Source organism: Halalkalibacter sp. HAAS-P013 (genome assembly GCF_056619925.1).
On sequence record NZ_JBWQTU010000005.1, the window covers coordinates 226,192 to 247,826 of the forward strand.

The window sequence follows — 21,635 nt, forward strand, 5'->3', positions numbered from 1 at the left end:
TGAGTGTACATATACTGTACGTCACGATGGGGGCAGATCCATATGAGACAACCTCTTTTTCATATGAGACGTAATGTGATTGAAAAATACGTCACGACCATAATGGTTAGCAAAATTAGATCAAACGTAGTCGGAAAGATCAGAGTACGTAATAACTGAAAGCAGATGAGTGGAACAAGAATTTGAGCAAAAATGGCCTTTATTTTTAACCACCAGCGTGGGCTTTTATGGTGGTAATGATGATGGCAACGCCAAGAACGTCGACGCATCGTAACACCTCACTTTCAATGAGCTCCTTACTATTACAGTATGCAGCAAGGGAATAGTTGTGCTAGCTCTTTGGTCACTGCCCAATTACAATACAAAACGTATATAAAAGAAAAAAATAGGCGATGCTTTTATTGACGAATGAGCTCGATTCGAGCTAAAATATAACCACAATAATGAATGCATTGAATAGGAAGAGTAGAATCAGAACCTTTCAGAGAGAGAAATCAATAGCTGAGAGATTTCTTAAGATGTATGATTCGAATGTCGCCTAGGAGCAGCTATCCTGAAAAATTCTTAATTCGTAAGTTTAGCCGGCAACTGACCGTTATCAGATTGAGTGTGTAGTACGTAAGCTTTTTTGTGCTGCAAACAAAGGTGGTACCGCGAGTGAACTCTCTTCGTCCTTTGGATGGAGGGGTTTTTTTTTATTTGTTTGATTTTAAGGAGGAAGAAATGATGAGTGATGAAAAGCTAACGATGCCAACAAAATACAATCCACAAGAGACCGAAGCGAAATGGTACTCTTTTTGGAAGGAAGGAAAATTTTTTGAGGCAACAGGTGATGAGTCGAAACAACCGTACTCGATTGTAATCCCTCCGCCTAACGTAACAGGGAAATTGCATTTAGGTCATGCGTGGGATACGACGTTACAAGATATTCTCGCACGTGTAAAACGAATGCAAGGCTATGATACGCTTTGGTTACCTGGCATGGACCATGCAGGGATTGCGACCCAGGCAAAGGTAGAAGGAAAACTAAAAGAAGAGGGACTCAGCCGTTATGATTTAGGGCGTGAAAAATTCCTTGAAAAGTCATGGGAGTGGAAAGAGGAGTATGCATCGTTCATCCGCAACCAGTGGTCTAAAATGGGACTTTCATTGGATTATTCTCGTGAGCGCTTTACCCTTGATGAAGGACTATCAAAAGCAGTTCGTGAAGTATTTGTTAAACTCTATGAAAAAGACTTAATTTATCGTGGAGAATACATTATTAACTGGGATCCGCAAACGAAAACAGCGTTATCAGACATTGAGGTAATCTATCAAGATGTTCAAGGGGCATTCTACCATATGAATTATCCTTTAACAGATGGAAGTGGGCATATTGAAGTTGCAACAACCCGTCCAGAAACAATGCTTGGTGATACAGCTGTGGCCGTTCATCCAGAAGATGAGCGTTATAAGCATCTCATAGGCAAAACGATTACTCTCCCTATTACGAATCGTGAAATTCCGATCGTTGCTGATGATTATGTTGATATGGAATTTGGTTCAGGGGCTGTAAAAATTACTCCAGCTCATGACCCGAATGATTTTGAGATTGGAAATCGACATAACCTTGAACGCATCCTCGTTATGAACGAAGATGGAAGCATGAATGCGAAGGCTGGAAAATATCAAGGAATGGACCGCTTTGAATGCCGTAAGCAACTAGTGAAGGATCTGCAAGAGGAAGGAATTCTCTTCAAAATAGAAGAACATTTGCATTCTGTTGGTCACTCAGAGAGAAGTGGTGCGGTTGTTGAACCGTATTTATCAACACAATGGTTTGTCAAAATGCAGCCATTAGCTGATGCAGCCATTGACCTTCAAAAATCAGAAGAAAAAGTAAACTTTGTTCCTGAACGCTTTGAGAAAACATACTTACGCTGGATGGAAAATATTCGTGATTGGTGTATTTCAAGACAGCTTTGGTGGGGGCATCGTATTCCAGCTTGGTATCATAAAGAAACAGGAGAAGTGTACGTTGGTCATGAAGCTCCAGAAGATGAAGCGAATTGGAAACAGGACGAAGATGTATTAGATACATGGTTCAGCTCCGCACTATGGCCGTTCTCGACTATGGGCTGGCCAGACGAGTCTTCTTTCGACTATGATCGTTTTTATTCTACAAATGTATTAGTAACAGGTTATGATATCATTTTCTTCTGGGTATCTAGAATGATTTTCCAAGGTCTTGAGTTTACAGGCAAACGTCCATTTGATGATGTATTAATTCACGGACTTGTACGTGATTCGGAAGGACGTAAGATGAGTAAATCACTTGGTAATGGTGTTGATCCAATGGATGTTATCGACAAATATGGCGCTGATTCATTACGATTCTTCTTATCTACCGGTAGTTCCCCGGGAAATGACTTGCGTTTTTACTGGGAAAAGGTCGAATCAACGTGGAATTTCGGAAATAAGATTTGGAACGCTTCACGATTTGCGTTAATGAATATGGAAGGATTAACGTATGAAGAAATTGATTTAAGCGGTGAGAAGACCATTGCTGATAAATGGATCCTTACTCGTCTTCAAGAAACGATTGCTGATGTAACACGCTTAATCGATGCGTATGAATTCGGTGAAGTAGGACGCCTTCTGTACAATTTCATTTGGGATGATTTCTGTGATTGGTATATTGAAATGGCGAAGTTACCGTTATACGGAGAGGACGAAGCGGCTAAGAAAACAACACGTTCTGTTCTTGCCTACGTATTAGACCAAACGATGCGATTACTTCATCCGATGATGCCATTTATTACCGAGGAAATTTGGCAGCATTTGCCGCATAAAGGCGAATCAATTACCATTGCTGCATGGCCTAAGAAGCAGGAAGCATATATGTTCGAAGAGGCCGTAGAGGATATGGAACTGCTTAAGGAAATGATTCGTTCTGTTCGTAATACGAGAGCGGAGCTAAACGTTCCAATGAGCAAGCAAATTGAGTTACTCGTTCATGCTAAAGATGATCATGTGTTAGGGAAATTAACACGAGGCCAAAGCTATATTGAAAAGTTCTGTAATCCGAGTAAGCTTGATATAGGAATAGATGTGAAGGCGCCTGAAAAGTCAATGTCACAAGTTCTCTCAGGTGTAGAATTATTTTTACCTCTTGCTGGGTTACTAGATTTAGATGCTGAAATTGCTCGATTAGAAAAAGAACTGGATAAATTAAATAAAGAAGTTGAACGTGTTGAAAAGAAATTAGGAAACCAAGGCTTTATTGCAAAAGCACCTGCAAAAGTGATTGAAGAAGAAAAAGCCAAGCAGGCTGACTATATCGCTAAACGCGAAACGGTGCAAGAAAGAATAGCTGAGTTAAAAGCATAATGAAAAAGAAAGAAAGCTCTTTGGGCTTTCTTTCTTTTAAGTTTATAATTGGTGAGATCATTATTTCTTTTAAAAAGATGATCGCATTTCATTCAATAGGCTTCTAAGGTACTATTAAGAGAAGATTTTTCGAAAGAAGGTTGGGGTCTACAGTGAAAACAGGAACAGAAGTGATTGAATGGATCCATTCGTTGCTCCCATTTGGAATAAAACCAGGATTAAAACGAATGGAGTGGATGCTTGAGCGTCTTGAACATCCTGAACAAAAAATAAAAGCAGTTCATATAGGTGGAACGAATGGCAAAGGCTCGACTGTAAGCTTTATGAGACATGTTCTCGAACAAGCTGGTTATAAAGTAGGAACTTTTACATCCCCGTACATTGAGTGTTTTGAAGAACGGATTTCGATTAACGGAAACCCTATTGAGGAGGCAGCACTAGTTGAAGCTGGAAAACAAATTCGACCGTTAGTTGAAGAATTAGCGAGTACCGAACTTGGAAGCCCTACTGAATTTGAAGTCATCACAACGATTGCTTTCTATTACTTTGCTACGATTGCTAAGCCAGACATTGTTTTACTTGAAGTCGGTTTAGGCGGTAGGTATGATTCAACCAATGTTATTACTCCATTAGTGTCAGTCATTACATCAATCGGGTTTGACCATATGCACATATTAGGGGAAACGCTTCCTGAAATCACATCTGAAAAAGCAGGGATTATAAAACCAAGTGTTCCGATCGTATCAGGTGTCTCGCAAAAAAAGGCTCAGGAGATTATAGGGGATGTTTCGCGCAATGTTGGGGCTCCTTATACGCAACTTGGAATTGATTTTAACGAAACCTTAATTCGAATTGAAGGAAGATTTCAAGTTTTCTCTTATGAAAGAATGAATAACCAAATAAATGATGTAACCATTCAAATGTCTGGGCCACATCAGAGAGAAAATGCGGCCGTAGCGATAAGAGCTTTGGAAATATTGGTGGAGAATTATAATTTTGGTATTCCTATGTCTTCGATTTGCAAAGGATTACGTGCAACAACTTGGATAGGGCGTTTTGAACAAGTAAGCGAAGATCCACTTATCGTGATTGATGGTGCGCATAATAAAGAAGGGATGGAATCGCTAGAAAAAACGCTCACGCTTCATTACCCAGAACAAACATATCGTTTTTTACTTGCGGCAACGAAAGAAAAAGATATGGGTATTTTATTAAAGCCGTTTGAACGAATGAATGCCTCGTTTACATTTACTAGCTTTGATTTCTTCCGAGCAGCTACTAGTAAGGCATTATACGAACAAGCATCTGTAATAAATAAACGTTTTGAAGATGATTGGCAGAAAGCTTTAGAAGAGGAAGTACAGGCATTAAAAAAGAATGAAATGCTTATTGTTGCAGGTTCTCTATACTTTATTTCTTCTGTAAGGGGTAAGTGGTTGAAGGAGTAGAGTGAAAAGGGGAAAGGAGCTCACTAGGTAAAACTAGTGAGTTCTTTTTTTGATAAGGGCAAATAGGTAAAAAGAAGGAGAGGAGATTTAAAATTGCTGAAATTTTTGGAAAAGTGTGACGAAAGTCCAGTTTAAATATTGACAAAATTGTTGAAAGTACTGGAATGTTGCCGTTTAGTAGGATAATAGTATTGACATTAAGACACTATGAAATTAAACTAAGTTTAACAATATTACATATTTGGAACGCGATGAAATATGACTTGTATGTGGGCACCTAAGTCGTATAGAGCAACTGGTGCAACCGACCTTGATTTTGCTAATTAGTAGTAAATGAGGTCTTTTTTTATGCCAAATATGCTGTTATTGGATAAAGGTGGATATTTTTGTGGTCGAAAAAGCACGGTGGGCCCGCCTGCTTTTGACATATATTTATAAGGTGAAAAAGGGGAGTAAATAGAATGAGAAAGCTTATTCAAAAACGTCTTAAAAATCAAAAAGGTTTAACACTTATTGAGTTATTGGTTGTTATTGTTATTTTAGGTATTATTGCTGCGATTGTTATTCCGATGGTGATGTCGGGTACCGATGAAGCAGATCTTAATACTGATGTAAGGAATGTCCAATTACTTCAAGATGCAGTTAATAGATATCTAATTGATCCTAATAATGATTTACCAACGGCAGCAGCAGATAGGGAAGCTTTAATTACTAATGAGTCACCTTTAGTTCCAGAGTATTTATCTGATATCCCTAGTTGGCATGTTATTACTAATGTTACATTAACTAATAGTGGTACTATAACATATAGTACTCCTTGATCAAGAGTATAGAAAGTTATATTTGATAGCTGTCGTCCTATTTACGACAGCTATTTTAAAAAAGGGGGAAAGTTTAATTTGTTTATTATGGATTTTTACGTTTTTTGTATAGGACTACTACTCGGCAGCTTCTTCAACGTCGTTGCCATTCGTCTATTAAAAAAAGAATCGATTGCTTTCCCTCCTTCTCATTGTCCACATTGTAAACATAAGCTATCAGCTTTTGATCTAATACCAGTTTTCAGCTATCTCTTTTTAAAAGGGAAATGTCGTTATTGTAAAGTGAAGATCTCTCCTTTATATCCATTTGGAGAGCTGTTGACAGCTACATCTGTCTTTGTTGTCTATACGTTTGTTGGGTTTGAATGGGAGTTGATCCCTGCTCTTATCCTTACCGTTTTATTAGTTATTTCCGTATTAACGGATATTCGGGAACAACTGATCCTTAATGTGGTGACTATACCAATGTTTGTTGTTTTACTCATTAGTCGTTTATTTATTGGAAGTGAGCCATTTTGGTATTATCTAGCTGGTGGGGTTGTTGGTTTTGTATTGTTACTAGTAATCGCAATTGCCAGTCGTGGCGGCATGGGTGGTGGCGATATAAAGCTTTATGCAGCTATTGGGGTTGCACTTGGTCCTTGGCTGACGGTCATGAGTCTTGTGCTTGCTTCATTTGCTGGTGCTGTTGTTGGTGGAATTTTGTTGCTGACAGGAGTAGTGAAACGGAAACAACCGATTGCCTTTGGACCTTTTATCTTTATTGGAACGATAGCTGCCTATTTATTTGGATTTGATATTTGGAATTGGTATACAAGCTTTTGGTAGGGAGGTAGTAGGATGGGAGATGAGAAAGGTGTAACGTTAATTGAACTGCTTGTGGCGATTGTTATAGCTGGAATCATCCTCGTTCCTCTACTAACGATTATGACAGGTACGTTTTCTCGTACTGTCAGTCAAGACCAAGATACACGAAATGCCTATATTGCTCAGACTGTAATCGAACAGGCCAGGTTAAATGACTCAGACGGTGGGTTTCATCATGAAGGCGTGTATTGTTGGAATAGTGAAGGTAAATCTGCAGCTTGCTCAGATGCTGATTATAGCTTACCTAATATTTATAAAGAAAACTTGAATAGTTCACGAGACTATACAATTGAGGTAACGGTCCTTCCATATTCGGCTAATCTCAGCTTTAACGAAGTTTCAGTAAAGGTATCCAATTTTTCTCTTATCTCTTCTGGGCCTGAAAGTGGTATGTTTACGAAGTTGAATGAGGTTGAACTAATAACGGTGGTGAAGAAAGATGCTTTTTAACAACGAGCGCGGTGTAACGTTAATTGAGCTTCTTGTCACTATTGTCATTATGGTTGCTGTCACAACCCCAATTGTCATGATGGTTTCATTAGCTATGAATACAGAAAGAGAAGTTTCAGTGCAAAATGATCTACAACGAGAAGCGCGTTTTATTATGGAAAGGATCACAGAAAAAATGCGTGATAAAAATGTTGTTTGGACAAAAGTTCAGTCAGCAAATAAATGGGAATTGGTTTGTATTTCTGAAAATGATGTAGAGGAAAATAGGTGCTCTGATGTTTATTTAACGTATGAAGAAATAGACGGTAAGGGTACGATGAGACTTGGTGAAAATGGCAACATTCTTTCTGAAGATATCAGTAAGTTTGAGATCATGGAAGGTGACAGCGACAGACCTAATTTGGTTGAGGTCATTCTCGCAATTGAAAAGTCAGGAAGAAGTATCGAACTTACTAGTACTATTTTTTATAATCGGTTTAATTGAAAAGGATGAAAAAAATGAATAAGCATATTCAATCTGAACAAGGGGCTGCTTTAATCCTCATTCTTTTTGTGATTGTCTTTATATCGATTGTTGGTCTGTCCATGTTAACTCAAACTACATACAGCCAAAAAACAATTGCTCAAAATGCGTCAGTCGAAAAGGAATTTTATCTTCTTGAAGGTGCGATAGATTTGTTTCTTGATGATATAGAAACTGCGGAAAAAAAACCTATTTATATTTTTGAAGAGTTTCAAACAGAGGATGTATTTCAAGAATACGAAATTGCCTCTGAAACGATCGTTATTAGAGTGTTAGCAAAACTAGTGGAAGAGTCAGAGAATAGTGAAAATGAAGAAACCATTGAAGCGACGGTAACAGCAAGTTTGAAGCAAGACCCCCAAATAAATCGTGAAATTACGATACATGCCTCAAAGCATAAAGAAATCGTCAGCAGGTATTTTGGACAAGGAGCAGCGATTAACTTTATAGGTGGGAACCTAAATGCTGAACGACAGCAAGTAGAAGTAGGTAGTGAAGATATTATTCAAATAACAGAACCGCAATTCGAGAGTGTTTGGAATAAATATAATTCAATAAACACTGATTTTGGAGGTTTGACTGTTTTTAGACATACCAATCTTAGGCAAAGTTCCCTGACCATTAAAGAAAATGAAGTCTATGTTGTAGACAAATTAACGTTACGAGGGAACGATAGGATCACGGTAAATGGGTTATTAATCGTTAAGGAAATTGACCTAAATGGAACCCCTATTCTTACTGTTAATACAGGTGTGATCTCTAGACACTTTGAATTACTCCCAGGGAATCCGCTGAGGGTGACAGGGGATGTCAATGGAATTCCATGTGACCTGCTAAATGATACGAAATTAGATTGCAATAAGGTCCATCCTGGTCACGTTACGGTTGAGTATGGTGAAGAATGGGATTATGACGAGGAAGTTGTCTTTTATCGGACACTAAGATCGAGAGAGTGAGGTGTTTTTATGTTTAACAAAAAGTATTCTGGCATAGACTTTCGGGACAACAAAGTATCATTTGCAACAGTGAAAATAGATAAGCCAGTACCAGTGTTAGAAGATCTCTATGAAACAAGCATTGATGAAAATGTGATAAGCAATGGAGCGCCATTGGATATTGATCGATTATCAAGTACACTTCGTTCCTATTTACAAAATAATAAACTAGCTTCGAAACATGTTCACATTGCAATTCCTACTCAAAGTACGTTAATTAGAAAGATAGATACGTTACCAGATTTAGAGGAAAAGGATTTGGCTAAAATTCTACCCTTTCAAATTGGGGAAAGCATTCATCTTCCTTTTGAAGATCCAATTTACGATTTTGTTAAAATTGATTCGATTCAACCGGTACAGAAAAAATTGGGAGAGCATGAAGATTTTACGTTAGAGGAATTAAACAATCGAGACGTGCGAACGCCTCGGAGTGAGGTTCTTTTGTTTGCAACGTCACGTGCCGTGTCAGAAGGTTTATTAGATGCGTGCGAAGATGCAGGTTACAAAACGTTAACAGCAGAAATTCGTGGATTGGCACTTCAACGTTTGTTAATGAACGTCCAGCCACGTTGGTTAAGAGGAACAGAGATGGTCATTGATGTCGGAGGAGACGAAGTTGATATTCATATCTTCAAAAATGAACTGATCGTTTTCTCAAGAACAATGGCAATTGAAAGTGAAGAATTAATGGAAGATGCTTCAACATCTGAAGAAGAAGTGTTGTCTTTTGACATGGATTCATTTGAGGGAGAACGTGAAATAGCGGCTACAAAGGGAGCATCAGATTGGCAGCAAGAAAATTATATGAACGCTCTAATCAATGAGATACAAAAGGCACAAAACTTCTACCGCTATTCGCTTGGAGAACGTGAAAGTGAGTTCAATAGAATGATCATTACTGGCGAAGATGCTCGTAATGTCTTTGATAGCTTAAAAGAAAGATTGCCGATGGAAGTGACGCGAATCGATTATCGTTCCATTTTAGTGAATGATGAGTTTGACAATGATGTACTAGATGCATGTAGTGTTGCAATTGGACTTGCGTTACGAGCAAATGAAAAGCCTAATAAAAAGAAGAGGCAATAGTCGTAGATTGGAGAGATAAACGTGAACATTAGCATTGACTTGCTCCCAGAGCGATCAAGAGTAAGTGAAGGGACTTTTCCTGTTATTCCAGTTGCTGGGCTTGCTGCGATCTTTGTAGGAGCTATTGTTCTCACATACACATTTTTTGATACACGTAATCATGTTCAAGCACTTGAAGACCAAATTGCGCTGCAGACAGATGTACGAAATGAAAAAGAATTGGAGTATAGCTCGATGACCCAAGGGGTAACAGAGTATAACTATGTTGATCATTATATGACACTCGATAGATTTTTAAATGATATTTATAAAGGGACTGTAGATATTAAAGATCGAATCTATATTCTTCTACCTAATAATGCAACTGTGGATTACTTTAACTATACTAATAATGGAGAGTTACATTTGACTGTATCAACTTTTTCAAAAGGAGATTCAGCCATCTTTTTAAATCGTTTATTAAGTGAAGAAGTCGTTATAGGGGCAGAGCTTAATTCCATTTCCGTAATAGATGAAGAAAATGACCTAGCCTATACCTCTCAATATACATTAAGTCTCCAAACGTTAGTAGGTGATGGATTTGAGTGAATGGTTAGTTAGATATCAAAAGCCGGTATTATACATGATTATTTTGTTATTTCTAGGCCTTGTTTCTTTTTACTTGTATCAAGTGCGTCCTTTACAGACGGAGAAAGCAACTCAGCAAAGAGAATTACAGTCGATTAATACAGAAATCTCAAATTATGAAGCTCAGATTTCTCAATTGAGCCCACAAACATTAACGCTACAAGACCAAAAAAGATTGCTTACTAGCTTACCGTCACAGCCTAATGTCGAACAGTTAGTTGCCGATCTCGAACGTACGGAATTAGAAACAGGTGTATTTATTAAAAATATTTCTAGCACGATCACTCCTAATGAAAGTGAGGAGCAGTTATGGAGTCATATCTTGCCAGATGAAGTGTTAGACATTTTAGACGCACGTGTCAAAGACGTTGATTTCTTATCTGTATCTTACACTGAACTTAATGTCGATGTAACAGGAGAAGAGAAAGATGTTCATATGTTCGTTGAGAAAGTTGAAAACCTTCCACGAACAGTTCATGTACAAGATTATACGTACGACATAAGTGTGGCTGACAATTTAGAAGAAACGTTTAATGGTACTGTCACAATAAGAGCTTTTTATAGTAAAGACTTTGCCGAGTATATCGAGGCGCTTAATGAGTTTGAATTAGACTATACATTTGATAAGGAGAAGTTAGATCAATATATAAAACGGGCTGAAGGCAATCTGGATGATATTGATGAAACAAACGGCAATACAAAAAATATCCCTACTGAGTCAAATGACAGTAGCACAGGCAAGGAAGCTGATAGTAATAATAACAACACAACAACTGGCGGGACATCAAGTGGGAATACATCGACTGGACAGACTGGTGGAACAACAGGTGGGTCGACAGACAATGATGTAATGAAACCGGGAAATATAACGTTATCTCCTATATATCCAAAAGAAAGTTATGATAAAAAGCAAGGGGTTGCGAGTATTGAATTATATTACTTGCCATCTGGATATGATAAGACGGTAAAAGAAGGTGACTCGGTTTTTTATCTCGTTCAAACAGGTGCTTATAACACGGATGTTTATTTTTCAAACCAATTATTTAGTTTGCTTGATGCAGGAGTGTTTCCACGAACAGTTGTAAGAAAATATGATCCTGCATTATCTAGTTTAGTCATTAATACTAGTATTGCACACACACGTGATTCAGCTACGGAAATTGTTGATTATCTATACAAGATTGACAAAGAGTTTCATTCTTGGGTAGAAGCCGTTCCATTTCGTCTGCCGACTGATGAAAAGGAGAAGTTATTGCCAGAAGCGATAGAGGCAATCACATACGTTAGTGATGCTGCTGTCAAAGGTATTACTAGTAACGATTACAAGTTGACAGAAGAACAGCTGTCAATGATTCGTTCAAAAGTTGAAGCCTATGAAATGAAAGCAAAAGAATCAATAAAAGATTCAGAAGAAATCGAACGAAAAGTACAGCTTCAGGATACAATCATTTTTCTACAATTAGCGTTACAAACAATAGAAGAGTTTAAAGAAACGAATGATGTAAAAGTACTTTGGCAGACACAAGGAGTAATGCTTGATTTCGTGTATTCATTAAATGGTTTTGTGCGCTTCGAAACTAAGTAGCTCTATTTACAGCTTGATTTAAAAAGGAGATACACGTATGGTCACGCAAAAACGAAAACGGTTAGGCGATTTACTCATTGAATCAGGAATAATTACGCAAGCTCAATTAATGGATGCTCTTCATGAGCAAAAAAAGACAAAGGCTCGCCTAGGCGATCAGCTTGTTACGATGGGGATAGTAACCGAACAGCAAATCATTGAAATACTTGAGTTTCAACTTGGGATTCCTCACATTAATCTTTATAATGAGAAAATTGACCAGAAAACGATTGGGATTATTAATGAAGAACTTGCGCGCAAATATCAATTAATTCCGGTTGAACGAAATGAAAATCGCTTAACGGTTGCGATGGCAGATCCGCTGGATTATTTTGCCTTAGATGATCTAAGGCTTAGCACAGGTTTTCAAATTGAGCCTGCGATTGCAAAAAGAGAAGAAGTTCGTTTAGCGATAAATCGTTATTATGGAATACAAAAGTCAATCGATCAAATGTTGGACGATATTACAACGAAAACAGATGATGAAACACTTTTGGAAATGCAGCAATCGGATGATTCGCCGGTTGCAAAAATGATAAACCAGCTTATTTCTCAGGCTGTTCAAGTAGGAGCAAGTGACATCCATATTGATGCATTAGAGTCGGAAACGATCATTCGCTTTCGTGTTGATGGAATCCTTCGTCAGGAGCGGACGGTTCCAAAGAACATGCATAATGTTCTCGTATCAAGGGTGAAGATTTTAGCCGATTTAAATATTGCAGAAAAACGTTTGCCTCAGGATGGCCGTTTCAAAATCGATTTAGACCTTCGAAAAATAGATTTACGTGTATCGATCTTGCCAACGGTTTTCGGAGAGAAAATCGTTTTGCGTATTTTGGATACAGGAAATGTCTCGCTAGGAATTCATAAACTTGGGTTTTTAAGTAAGAATGAAGAAAAATTCCAAAAAATGTTAAGTAGTGCATATGGGATCATTCTTGTTACAGGCCCAACCGGATCAGGAAAATCAACAACGTTATACTCAGCTTTAACGAACTTAAACTCTCCCGATGTTAATATCATTACAGTGGAGGATCCTGTTGAATATCAAGTTCAGGGAATTAATCAAGTTCAAGTAAATTCAAGCATTGGGATGACATTTGCTGCTGGTTTACGTTCTATTCTTCGTCAAGATCCCGACGTGATTATGGTCGGGGAAGTTCGGGATACCGAAACAGTTGAAATTGCGCTTCGCTCAGCTTTAACAGGGCATCTAGTTCTAAGTACATTGCATACAAATGATGCCATTAGTGCAATCAGTCGATTAATTGATATGGGGATCGAGCCGTTTCTTGTCTCATCAGCGCTTACGGGAGTCGTTGCCCAGCGTCTTGTTCGTCGTGTTTGCCCAGCTTGTGCAAAAGAATATCAGCCAACAGTTGAAGAGCGATATCTTTATGAATCACGTCGCTTACCGGTTGAAAAGCTTGTAAGAGGAGTAGGGTGTGCAAACTGTAACAATACGGGCTATAGAGGACGTATTGCCATTCATGAAGTGGTTGTTATAGATGATCATTTACGTGAGCTCATTACACAAAAATCATCTGATGCAACATATCGGCAATACATTAACGAGCAAGGCTTTGTGAGAATGTCTGAAGATGGCTTAATAAAAGCTTCATTAGGTCAAACGACGATTGATGAAGTATTTAGAGTAACTGTCGAATAGAAGGTGAGCTGCGTTGGATATAGAAAAATTGTTATACTTTGCTTTTCAAAATAAGGCATCAGATTTACACATTACAGTAGGGGCACCGCCATGCCTGAGAGTAAATGGAAAGTTAAAAAAAGTTAATTCAGATGTGTTAACGCCAGAATTAACACTATCCATGGCTAAACAACTCATTCCAGAGGATCAATTCTTGAAGTTTGAGCAAAACGGTGAACTAGACTTTTCATACGCGATTCAAGGCGTTTGTCGCTTTAGGGTAAATGTGTTTCGTCAAAGAGGGTCAGTAGGAATTGTTTGTCGTGTCGTCGATGGAAATGTTCCAACACTTGAGGAATTGGGCCTTCCGTCAATTTTAAAAGATTTTGCGAAACAAACACAAGGTATTTTGCTTGTAACAGGACCAACCGGATCTGGAAAATCTACTACGTTAGCAGCGATGATCGATTATATTAATGAAACGATGAGCAAACACGTATTGACGCTTGAAGATCCAATAGAGTTTTTGCATAAGCATAAAAAAAGCATCGTTAATCAACGTGAAATCGGTCATGATAGCAAGGCATTCGCCATTGGTTTAAGGGCTGCCTTACGTCAAGATCCAGATGTGATTTTCGTTGGAGAGATGCGTGATCTTGATACAGTCCAAACGGCGATTACAGCAGCCGAAACAGGCCACTTAGTTCTTGGGACACTTCATACTCAAACGTCCTCTCAAACGGTTCACCGTATCATTGATGTGTTTCCTGCTGAACAACATCGGCAAGTCCGTATGCAGCTTGCTAGTTCCTTACTTGGAGTTATTTCGCAACGCCTTTTGCCGACAGCGAATGGAAAAGAAAGAACGGCTGCTTTGGAAATTTTAGTGAATAACACAGCAGTTGCTAACTTAATCCGAACAGATAAAATTCATCAAATTTTGTCCGTATTGGAGACAGGTCGTAATAGTGGCATGCAAACGATTAATAGAGCCGTTCTCAATCTTGTACAAAATGGTACTGTCACACGTGCTGTTGCAGATGAATTTGTACCAGGTTGGGATAAACACGAATAAGAGGAGGAGGAAAATCAGTGGTTTTTCTCTACAAAGGAATTGACTCAAGAACCGGGAAAGAAATAAGGGGTAAGGTTACAGCCAATTCTCAAGAATCAGCTGCTACGGAGTTAAAAGGAAAAGGCCTTTTTATTTCCGACCTTCGTGAACAAAAGGAAACGATCTGGAATAAAGACATTAATATCATTATTGGAAACCCGGTAAAGCATGCTGAGTTTGTCATCTTCTGCCGGCAATTAGCAACGTTGCTTAACGCAGGGACAACGATCGTGCAGTCAATTAAGATCCTATCTGAACAAGTGTCTTCGAAACAGTTTCAAAAAATATTAAATGAAATATATACTGATGTACGGTCAGGAACGTCTTTTTCCGAAGCATGCGCAAAGCACCCGAAAGTTTTTGATAAAGTTTTCATTAATATGGTGCGTGCAGGAGAGACGAGTGGAGATTTAGAGAAAGTGTTAGATCGTTTAGCAACCTTTTATGAAAAAGAGCGAAGAGTTCGCGAAAAGGTAAAATCAGCTATGATGTATCCGATTGCGGTATCGGTTATTGCTGTAGCTGTTGTCATTATTTTATTAACACTTGTCTTACCAAGTCTATTAAACAATTTAACTTCTATGGGCGGAGAAATACCTGGGCCGACACGAATGGTAATGGCAGCATCGAATTTCTTGATCCATCAGTGGTATATTGCGCTTCTAATAGGTTTTGTTTTGACATTTGCTTTTATAGCGGTGAAGAGAGATCCAAAAGGCCGTTATATGCTTGATTATGTAAAATTAAAAATACCTGTATTCGGACTACTGGCACAAAAAACAATCATCGCTCGAGTGACTAGGACTATGGCTTCATTGTTTGCAAGCTCCGTCCCCGTTTTACAAACATTAACGATGAGTTCGGATATAGCTAATAATGAAGTAGTGAAAAAAGTGTTGGGAGACTCAAAAGAGTCATTACGTGCAGGGGAAAGTTTATCAGAACCGTTAAATAATAGTTGGGTATTTCCGAAGTTAGTAAGCCACATGGTTAAGGTTGGGGAGGAATCCGGGCAACTTGATACAATGCTTGAAAAAGTGGCTGATTTTTATGAAGAAGAAGTAGAGCAAATGGCCTCTCGGATGAGTTCGATTATTGAACCACTAATGATTGTGATCTTAGGAGTTATAGTAGGTACGATTGTTCTTGCCACTATTCTACCAATGTTCACAATTTACAATGATTTTGGAGGCTAACATCTAGAAGAAACATCTATGTAGAATAGAGGTTTCTTTTTTTATTTCCTCTTAGTAAATTTTTCAGTAATTTGTTCTATCTACCATTATTGTTTAATAGAATAGGATTATAAGAAAAAGATGAGGGAGGGAGTGGTTTACATGGAACAAGACAAATATAAAATATCGGTCCGCTTAAATGGGAAGGAGCAAAATATTGAAGATCGCACTCGTGAAGAAGATTCTAGACAAAAAGTACAAGATGTTTCAGAAGAAATTGTAGCGGCCCGTGACAATATAGCAGAAGATCAATCTGAAATCATTCCTCAACCAGATAACATCATAGATTTTGGGAGTAAACAAGAAGAAAGAAAAAGAAATGAACAGCCTTATTGGGATGATGGCTTCAGTGAGAAAAGCCCGAAGCTGCCTTTTAAACGGAAGAAGAAATCGTACCATGCTAAAAATAAACCGAAGTTTCCGGTTATGTTGGTGGTAGCCTTGTTTTCTGCCGTTGTTGTAGGTTTAAGCTTGGGCTTCATGGTTTTAACTGTCTTTACTGGAAATGGAGCTAGTATAGCAGGTGCAGGAGAAACTGTTACCAGTGCGATTCCAACGGCTGATGAAGCTGGGGGACAGGCTCTCCCAGATCTGACGTTAGAAGTGGTGCAAGGGGGAGCATTTGGTGAGCAATCTACAGGACAAGAGATTGTCACTAAGTTACAAGAGCAAGGATTAGCGGCGACATTAACACAGTCGACAGATCCGATTTATATGTTTATTGGAGCTGGTGGGGACCGAGCTCAGGCGACAAAAATAAGCTCTTTATATGAAGGGTATGGCCAAGATACGTATTTAAAGACGTACCGTGTTGATGGTCAAACGGTATCTGGACAAGCAGAGGAAGTAACAGCTTGGTTTGCAAATGCCATCGCTCATTATAAGGAACTATTGCAGTTAACTGTTGATGGTTTTGGTGGAGGCTCTTTATTAACTGCCGAACGTATTGAGCAAGTTGAAAAGACAACTGCTAGCTTGCAAGCAGACCGAGATCAAGCTTTCGCTAATATGACTCAGCCAGTACAAGATCAAGCACTAGCACTTGGAGATAATCTGGTCCTCGCTGGAGATAAACTTTCGTCATATGTGAACACAAAGGAAGAGAAGGCTCTTTGGCAGTCACAGCAAGCTCTTTTGGATGCACTTGTTAATTATGAGCTAGTCGTAGAAGAGTTGAAGTAATAGCAGATAGGATGGAACTTGCTAGAGAATTCGAGGGCACTGAAAAAGTCCTTTCTAGCGGATTCGAGGAAGCAGCAATGGCTCCACACGTTGCGCGCCTGCTATAAGAAACCCACTCATAGCAGGCTTTAAGACAAAGCAACGGTTCCGCTCATTGCTTAGAGGCCACTGAAAAAGGTCAAAACCGTACCTTTTTCAGTGGCCTCGAGAATTCACCTTTTTTAGTTTTTAAAGAGGGCAGGAAAAGGGACAATTGCCTTTTTCGTGCTCTCAACGTGGTAGTTTATCTATCAAATGAATTGTTGAAATAAGAAGAATTTGGTATTCTACTTTTGAACCTGTACAATAAAAAGAAAACATTGTAGAGGTGACCCCTTCATGAAATCTTTCATTTTAGCCTCAGGTTCCCCGAGGCGCAAAGAGCTACTCGAACAAGCTCATTATTCTTTTTCCATTCAAACAAGTACAGTAGAAGAAGTTGTAAAGGAGGGATTGTCTCCTGCGGACGTTGTACAGCAACTAGCCAAGCAAAAAGCAGAGGATGTATGGTCAAAAGCAAAGGATGCTGTTGTTCTTGGTTCGGATACTGTAGTCAGCCTTGAAGATAAAATTCTTGGGAAACCAGAAAATGAAAAGGAAGCAAAAGCAATGCTCCAAATGTTATCAGGGCATACTCATAGTGTTTATACAGGTGTGTCTATTTGCTCAAAAGAAGGCGTAATGACTTTTTATGAGAAAACGGATGTAGAGTTTTATCCTTTATCAGAGGAGGATATTACGATGTACATTCGCAGTGGTGAACCGTTTGATAAAGCAGGTAGCTATGGGATCCAGGGTTTTGGCGCTTTTTTAGTGAAGCGTATTGTTGGTGACTACTTCGCTGTTGTCGGACTGCCTCTTGCTAGAACGATGCGAGAATTAAAAAAAATCGGCATAACCCCAAACATGTAATGGATTGTTCCTATGTTAGAATGCGAGTTGCGTGTTTAATCTTAACCAAGTACAAACGCGATGGTTTTCCCTTTTTTAAAACTTCATAAAATCTCCATTTATGTGCAAAGTAGAAAGGAGTGTTTCCTTTGTCCCATTCGTCCTTCCTTATTCGAGATGTCCCTGTTCGAGAAAGACCACGTGAACGCTTGTTGCAAGAAGGTCCTCAAGCGTTGACGAATCAAGAAATCCTCGCCGTTATCCTTCGTAGTGGTACGAGGAAAGAATCGGTTTTACAAGTAGCTCAACACCTTTTAGCGAAGTTTGATGGATTAATGTTATTAAAAGATGCTGCAATTGAGGAATTGTGTACGGTTAATGGTATAGGAGAAGCGAAGGCTGTTGAGCTGGCAGCTTCCATTGAGCTTGGTAGGAGAATTCATAGCATGCAACCAGATGAGCGTTATGTGATTCGCTCTCCTGAAGATGTATCCAACTATGTAATGGAGGATATGCGCTTTTTGCAGCAGGAGCATTTTGATTGCTTGTATTTAAATACGAAGAACCAAGTCCTAATACGTAAAACAATTTTTATTGGCAGTTTGAATGCTAGTATTGTTCATCCGCGTGAGGTGTTCAAGGAAGCATTTCGCCGTTCAGCGGCCTCGATTATTTGTATGCATAACCATCCCTCTGGCGATCCGACACCGAGTCGCGAGGACATTGAAGTGACAAAAAGGTTATCAGAATCAGGCAAAGTGCTCGGGATTGAGCTCCTTGATCATATTATTATTGGTGACCGTAAATTTGTTAGTCTGAAAGAACAAGGATATGTCATATAATGATTTGGCAAAGATGATTTATAAGGATGTGAGCCAATAAGAGGATAGCGATCTGGGGAAGAGAATGGTAACATAGGATTGTTGCCTTTTTCTTTGGTATGTACCATTTGGAATGGGCGTAAGGATTATTTTTGAGAAATGTTCATGAAAGTTTTTTGATTCGTAGACTTTTACGAAACTTGGGGAACTTAAGGCTATTTTTTTTTATGATTATTCGTTATAATGAAGGTTATGATTTCGGATTTGTATGAAGGGAGATACATAGATGTTTGGTGGGTTCTCAAAAGATATAGGAATTGATTTAGGAACAGCAAACACGCTCGTTTACGTTAAAAGCAAAGGCATCGTCGTTCGTGAGCCGTCGGTTGTTGCACTAAGAACAGATACAGGTTCCATCGAAGCTGTCGGTAACGATGCAAAGAATATGATTGGTCGTACGCCAGGCAATATCGTGGCTGTTCGTCCAATGAAAGACGGGGTTATTGCTGACTTCGATACAACAGCAACCATGCTGAAATACTTTATTCAACAAGCTTTAAAAAACCGTTCGATTTTCACACGAAAGCCTTCTGTGATGGTTTGTGTACCATCTGGAATAACAGCAGTTGAAAAGAGGGCTGTGGAAGATGCAACAAAGCAAGCTGGTGCAAAAGAAGCATATACCCTTGAAGAACCTTTTGCAGCAGCGATTGGCGCGGATCTTCCTGTATGGGAGCCGACTGGTAGTATGGTTGTTGATATTGGTGGAGGAACAACAGAAGTAGCCATTATTTCACTTGGTGGAATTGTAACGAGTCAATCGATTCGTGTCGCAGGGGATGAAATGGATGAATCGATTATCCAATACATTAAAAAGAAATATAATTTAATGATTGGCGAAAGAACATCAGAAGCATTGAAGCTCGAAGTTGGTTCTGCTGGCGCTCCAGAAGGTGTTGATGACATGGATATCCGTGGACGAGACTTACTAACGGGCTTACCTAAGACCATTACAGTCACAGCTGAAGAAATTGCTGGAGCACTTGCAGATACTGTGGCTACGATCATTGAATCAGTGAAAAATACATTGGAGCAATCTCCGCCAGAGCTTGCAGCGGATATTATGGACCGAGGAATAGTCCTAACTGGTGGAGGAGCGCTTTTGCGTAATCTTGACCGTGTGTTAAGTGAAGAGACGAATATGCCAGTGTTAGTTGCTGAGAATCCTTTAGATTGTGTTGCGATTGGGACTGGTAGAGCGCTTGAGAATCTACATTTATTCCGTTCAAAAGCGGGGATCACATCACGCTCAGATAGAAAATTGTAAGTAGGTGTCCGGCATGCCATCCTTCTTTTCTAATAAAAAATTAATTATTCTTCTTGTCAGCATCATCATATTGGTCGGGTTGATTGGATACTCACGTACAGATAGAGAGCAAGTCACAGGACCAGAACAAGTCATCAGAGATGCTGTTGGATGGGTGCAGACCACTTTTACGAAACCCGCATACGCTGTAGCGGGTTTCTTTGAAAATGTCCGGGACATCCGTCAAATTTATGAAGAGAATAAACTATTAAAAGCAAGACTTGAAGAATATGCACAAATTTCCGTAGAACGAAATTTGTTACGAAATGAAAACAATACGTTAAAAGATATGCTTGAGCTAGATGAAAGCTTAAATGATTATTTAATGAGATCAGCAGTCGTTATACATCGTAGTCCTGACCGTTGGACTGATTATATTGGCTTAAACAAAGGTTCTAATGATGGAATTGAACCAAACATGGGTGTTATTGATTCTAAAGGCGGTCTTATAGGTAAGGTAAAGCAAGTAAGTGAATTTTCTTCGAGAATTCAACTTTTATCTGATAATGATCGAACGAACCGCGTGTCAGCAATGATTTCAATGGAACAACCTGAATATGGCTTTATTGAAGGGTATGATGCGGATTCAGGGTTATTAATTATGCGCAAGATCGACATTGAGGCAGAGATTGAAGAGAACCAAATGGTAATGACGTCTGGAAAAGGTGGCGTTTATCCGAGTGGGTTATTAATTGGTGAAATTGTACGAGTTGAGCCCGATGAATATGGTTTAACTCAAAATGCCTACATTGAACCAACGGCTGATTTTTATGCTTTAGACTATGTCTATATTATTGAACGTACGAGTACATCACTTGATCCTGAATTGCTAGAGGAGGAACCATCGTGAGCCGCTTCTATATTCCTTCATTCGTCTTTCTATTGTTGGTTATAGAAGGTACTCTGTTTCAAATTATTTCGCCGTCTCATCACGATATTGATGTTACGTTAGTTCCGCGATTTCTTGTCGTGATGATTGTTTTTATTGGTATTCATTTCGGTCGATATAGTTCTATTGTCTATGGCCTTGTTTTTGGTCTCATTTATGATATTGTCTATACTCAATTACTTGGTGTGTATATGTTTGGATTTGGTTTGATCGGATATGCATTTGCTTATACATATAAACAAATCCAGGATTCTTTATTACTTCATCTGTTATTTGCAACTGTGGCTGTGTCTTTATTTGAATATTATCAGTATGGACTATACAGACTGATTGGATTAGCTGATATGGGGGCAGTACTTTTCTTTCATGAGAGGTTCCTACCAGGGTTAATGGTAAATGTCTCGTTTGCCATTATTATTTACTTTCCTGCCAAAAAATTATTTTCCCATGTTCAGAAACAAGCTAGTCTCCGCGAAAGATAAGAATATGACAAAATATGCGGTGTTTTTCTACATCTTCTTACATAAGGAAGAAGGGTTTTCGATGCGTTATGTTGAATAACGTAATATCACTGTTTTCTCGTTTTACTCGGGTAAAATGAACATACTATTGAGTAGCAACGAAGGTGAGTGAGGCTGAG

Annotated in this window: 20 protein-coding genes, 1 riboswitch and 1 other annotated feature; of the genes, 19 read left to right on the forward strand and 1 reads right to left on the reverse strand. The window is 38.8% G+C overall.

The genetic code is table 11. The features are described 5' to 3' along the window. Positions 1 to 59: 59 nt before the first annotated feature. A complete protein-coding gene (locus AC1FXP_RS09405; protein WP_480060647.1) occupies positions 60 to 269 on the reverse strand; it encodes a hypothetical protein in 210 nt (69 codons plus the stop codon). Positions 270 to 443: 174 nt separating this feature from the next. Further along, positions 444 to 679 (forward strand) — a binding site (T-box leader). Positions 680 to 726: 47 nt separating this feature from the next. On the opposite strand from AC1FXP_RS09405, the gene AC1FXP_RS09410 reads away from it, so the two are divergent. The 19 genes from AC1FXP_RS09410 (at position 727) to mreD (ending at position 21,477) form a co-directional block, all read left to right on the forward strand. Then, positions 727 to 3,369 (forward strand): valine--tRNA ligase, encoded by a 2,643-nt coding sequence (locus AC1FXP_RS09410; RefSeq protein WP_480060978.1) that lies wholly within the window; start codon positions 727 to 729, stop codon positions 3,367 to 3,369. Positions 3,370 to 3,521: 152 nt separating this feature from the next. After that, positions 3,522 to 4,817 (forward strand): bifunctional folylpolyglutamate synthase/dihydrofolate synthase, encoded by a 1,296-nt coding sequence (locus AC1FXP_RS09415; RefSeq protein WP_480060649.1) that lies wholly within the window; start codon positions 3,522 to 3,524, stop codon positions 4,815 to 4,817. A 235-nt stretch (positions 4,818 to 5,052) separates the two neighbouring features. Continuing rightward, a riboswitch (cyclic di-GMP riboswitch) is annotated at positions 5,053 to 5,136 on the forward strand. Between the two features lie 142 nt (positions 5,137 to 5,278). Continuing rightward, positions 5,279 to 5,638, forward strand: a complete 360-nt coding sequence (locus tag AC1FXP_RS09420; protein ID WP_480060651.1) for a type II secretion system protein — start codon at positions 5,279 to 5,281, stop codon at positions 5,636 to 5,638. Between the two features lie 87 nt (positions 5,639 to 5,725). Further along, complete coding sequence (locus AC1FXP_RS09425) at positions 5,726 to 6,466, forward strand: prepilin peptidase (RefSeq protein WP_480060980.1); 741 nt, start codon at positions 5,726 to 5,728, stop codon at positions 6,464 to 6,466. A gap of 12 nt (positions 6,467 to 6,478) precedes the next feature. Continuing rightward, complete coding sequence (locus AC1FXP_RS09430; RefSeq protein WP_480060653.1) at positions 6,479 to 6,955, forward strand: prepilin-type N-terminal cleavage/methylation domain-containing protein; 477 nt, start codon at positions 6,479 to 6,481, stop codon at positions 6,953 to 6,955. Next, entirely contained in the window at positions 6,945 to 7,439 is a 495-nt protein-coding gene (locus AC1FXP_RS09435) for a PilW family protein (RefSeq protein ID WP_480060655.1), read from the forward strand. Before AC1FXP_RS09430 ends, AC1FXP_RS09435 begins: the two co-directional genes overlap by 11 nt. Positions 7,440 to 7,453: 14 nt before the next feature. Continuing rightward, complete coding sequence (locus tag AC1FXP_RS09440; protein ID WP_480060657.1) at positions 7,454 to 8,434, forward strand: hypothetical protein; 981 nt, start codon at positions 7,454 to 7,456, stop codon at positions 8,432 to 8,434. A 9-nt stretch (positions 8,435 to 8,443) separates the two neighbouring features. Next, positions 8,444 to 9,559, forward strand: a complete 1,116-nt coding sequence (gene pilM / locus AC1FXP_RS09445) for a type IV pilus biogenesis protein PilM (protein WP_480060659.1) — start codon at positions 8,444 to 8,446, stop codon at positions 9,557 to 9,559. Positions 9,560 to 9,580: 21 nt separating this feature from the next. After that, on the forward strand, positions 9,581 to 10,147 hold the full coding sequence (locus AC1FXP_RS09450; protein ID WP_480060661.1) for a hypothetical protein: 567 nt from the start codon (positions 9,581 to 9,583) through the stop codon (positions 10,145 to 10,147). Then, positions 10,140 to 11,771: a hypothetical protein gene (locus tag AC1FXP_RS09455; RefSeq protein ID WP_480060663.1), complete on the forward strand. Its 1,632-nt coding sequence runs from the start codon at positions 10,140 to 10,142 to the stop codon at positions 11,769 to 11,771. The genes AC1FXP_RS09450 and AC1FXP_RS09455 overlap by 8 nt, the downstream gene beginning before the upstream one ends. A gap of 37 nt (positions 11,772 to 11,808) precedes the next feature. Further along, positions 11,809 to 13,479 carry a GspE/PulE family protein gene (locus AC1FXP_RS09460; RefSeq protein WP_480060665.1) on the forward strand — a complete coding sequence of 557 codons (1,671 nt, stop codon included), beginning with the start codon at positions 11,809 to 11,811 and terminating at the stop codon, positions 13,477 to 13,479. Positions 13,480 to 13,492: 13 nt separating this feature from the next. Continuing rightward, positions 13,493 to 14,533, forward strand: coding sequence for a type IV pilus twitching motility protein PilT (locus tag AC1FXP_RS09465; RefSeq protein WP_480060667.1), 1,041 nt, complete (start codon positions 13,493 to 13,495; stop codon positions 14,531 to 14,533). 17 nt (positions 14,534 to 14,550) lie between these two features. Next, positions 14,551 to 15,768, forward strand: coding sequence for a type II secretion system F family protein (locus AC1FXP_RS09470; RefSeq protein ID WP_480060669.1), 1,218 nt, complete (start codon positions 14,551 to 14,553; stop codon positions 15,766 to 15,768). A 141-nt stretch (positions 15,769 to 15,909) separates the two neighbouring features. Continuing rightward, the gene (locus tag AC1FXP_RS09475) at positions 15,910 to 16,989 is read left to right on the forward strand and encodes a hypothetical protein (RefSeq protein WP_480060671.1); all 1,080 of its coding nucleotides are present in this window, start codon (positions 15,910 to 15,912) and stop codon (positions 16,987 to 16,989) included. A 378-nt stretch (positions 16,990 to 17,367) separates the two neighbouring features. Further along, on the forward strand, positions 17,368 to 17,940 hold the full coding sequence (locus AC1FXP_RS09480; protein ID WP_480060673.1) for a Maf family protein: 573 nt from the start codon (positions 17,368 to 17,370) through the stop codon (positions 17,938 to 17,940). 128 nt (positions 17,941 to 18,068) lie between these two features. Then, on the forward strand, positions 18,069 to 18,761 hold the full coding sequence (gene radC, locus AC1FXP_RS09485) for a RadC family protein (protein WP_480060675.1): 693 nt from the start codon (positions 18,069 to 18,071) through the stop codon (positions 18,759 to 18,761). A gap of 265 nt (positions 18,762 to 19,026) precedes the next feature. Beyond that, a complete protein-coding gene (locus tag AC1FXP_RS09490; protein WP_480060677.1) occupies positions 19,027 to 20,067 on the forward strand; it encodes a rod shape-determining protein in 1,041 nt (346 codons plus the stop codon). A 13-nt stretch (positions 20,068 to 20,080) separates the two neighbouring features. Further along, positions 20,081 to 20,956, forward strand: a complete 876-nt coding sequence (gene mreC / locus AC1FXP_RS09495) for a rod shape-determining protein MreC (protein ID WP_480060679.1) — start codon at positions 20,081 to 20,083, stop codon at positions 20,954 to 20,956. Continuing rightward, positions 20,953 to 21,477 carry a rod shape-determining protein MreD gene (gene mreD / locus AC1FXP_RS09500; protein ID WP_480060681.1) on the forward strand — a complete coding sequence of 175 codons (525 nt, stop codon included), beginning with the start codon at positions 20,953 to 20,955 and terminating at the stop codon, positions 21,475 to 21,477. The genes mreC and mreD overlap by 4 nt, the downstream gene beginning before the upstream one ends. The last annotated feature ends 158 nt before the right edge of the window (positions 21,478 to 21,635 follow it).

Bases quoted from the DNA above. Each gene is read 5' to 3' on its own strand.
- AC1FXP_RS09475 (WP_480060671.1), top strand. From the start codon at position 15,910: ATGGAACAAGACAAATATAAAATATCGGTCCGCTTAAATGGGAAGGAG.
- AC1FXP_RS09480 (WP_480060673.1), top strand. From the start codon at position 17,368: ATGAAATCTTTCATTTTAGCCTCAGGTTCCCCGAGGCGCAAAGAGCTA.
- mreC (WP_480060679.1), top strand. From the start codon at position 20,081: ATGCCATCCTTCTTTTCTAATAAAAAATTAATTATTCTTCTTGTCAGC.
- pilM (WP_480060659.1), top strand. From the start codon at position 8,444: ATGTTTAACAAAAAGTATTCTGGCATAGACTTTCGGGACAACAAAGTA.
- AC1FXP_RS09420 (WP_480060651.1), top strand. From the start codon at position 5,279: ATGAGAAAGCTTATTCAAAAACGTCTTAAAAATCAAAAAGGTTTAACA.
- AC1FXP_RS09410 (WP_480060978.1), top strand. From the start codon at position 727: ATGAGTGATGAAAAGCTAACGATGCCAACAAAATACAATCCACAAGAG.
- AC1FXP_RS09460 (WP_480060665.1), top strand. From the start codon at position 11,809: ATGGTCACGCAAAAACGAAAACGGTTAGGCGATTTACTCATTGAATCA.
- AC1FXP_RS09435 (WP_480060655.1), top strand. From the start codon at position 6,945: ATGCTTTTTAACAACGAGCGCGGTGTAACGTTAATTGAGCTTCTTGTC.
- AC1FXP_RS09440 (WP_480060657.1), top strand. From the start codon at position 7,454: ATGAATAAGCATATTCAATCTGAACAAGGGGCTGCTTTAATCCTCATT.
- AC1FXP_RS09405 (WP_480060647.1), bottom strand. From the start codon at position 269: ATGCGTCGACGTTCTTGGCGTTGCCATCATCATTACCACCATAAAAGC.
- AC1FXP_RS09430 (WP_480060653.1), top strand. From the start codon at position 6,479: ATGGGAGATGAGAAAGGTGTAACGTTAATTGAACTGCTTGTGGCGATT.
- AC1FXP_RS09425 (WP_480060980.1), top strand. From the start codon at position 5,726: ATGGATTTTTACGTTTTTTGTATAGGACTACTACTCGGCAGCTTCTTC.
- AC1FXP_RS09490 (WP_480060677.1), top strand. From the start codon at position 19,027: ATGTTTGGTGGGTTCTCAAAAGATATAGGAATTGATTTAGGAACAGCA.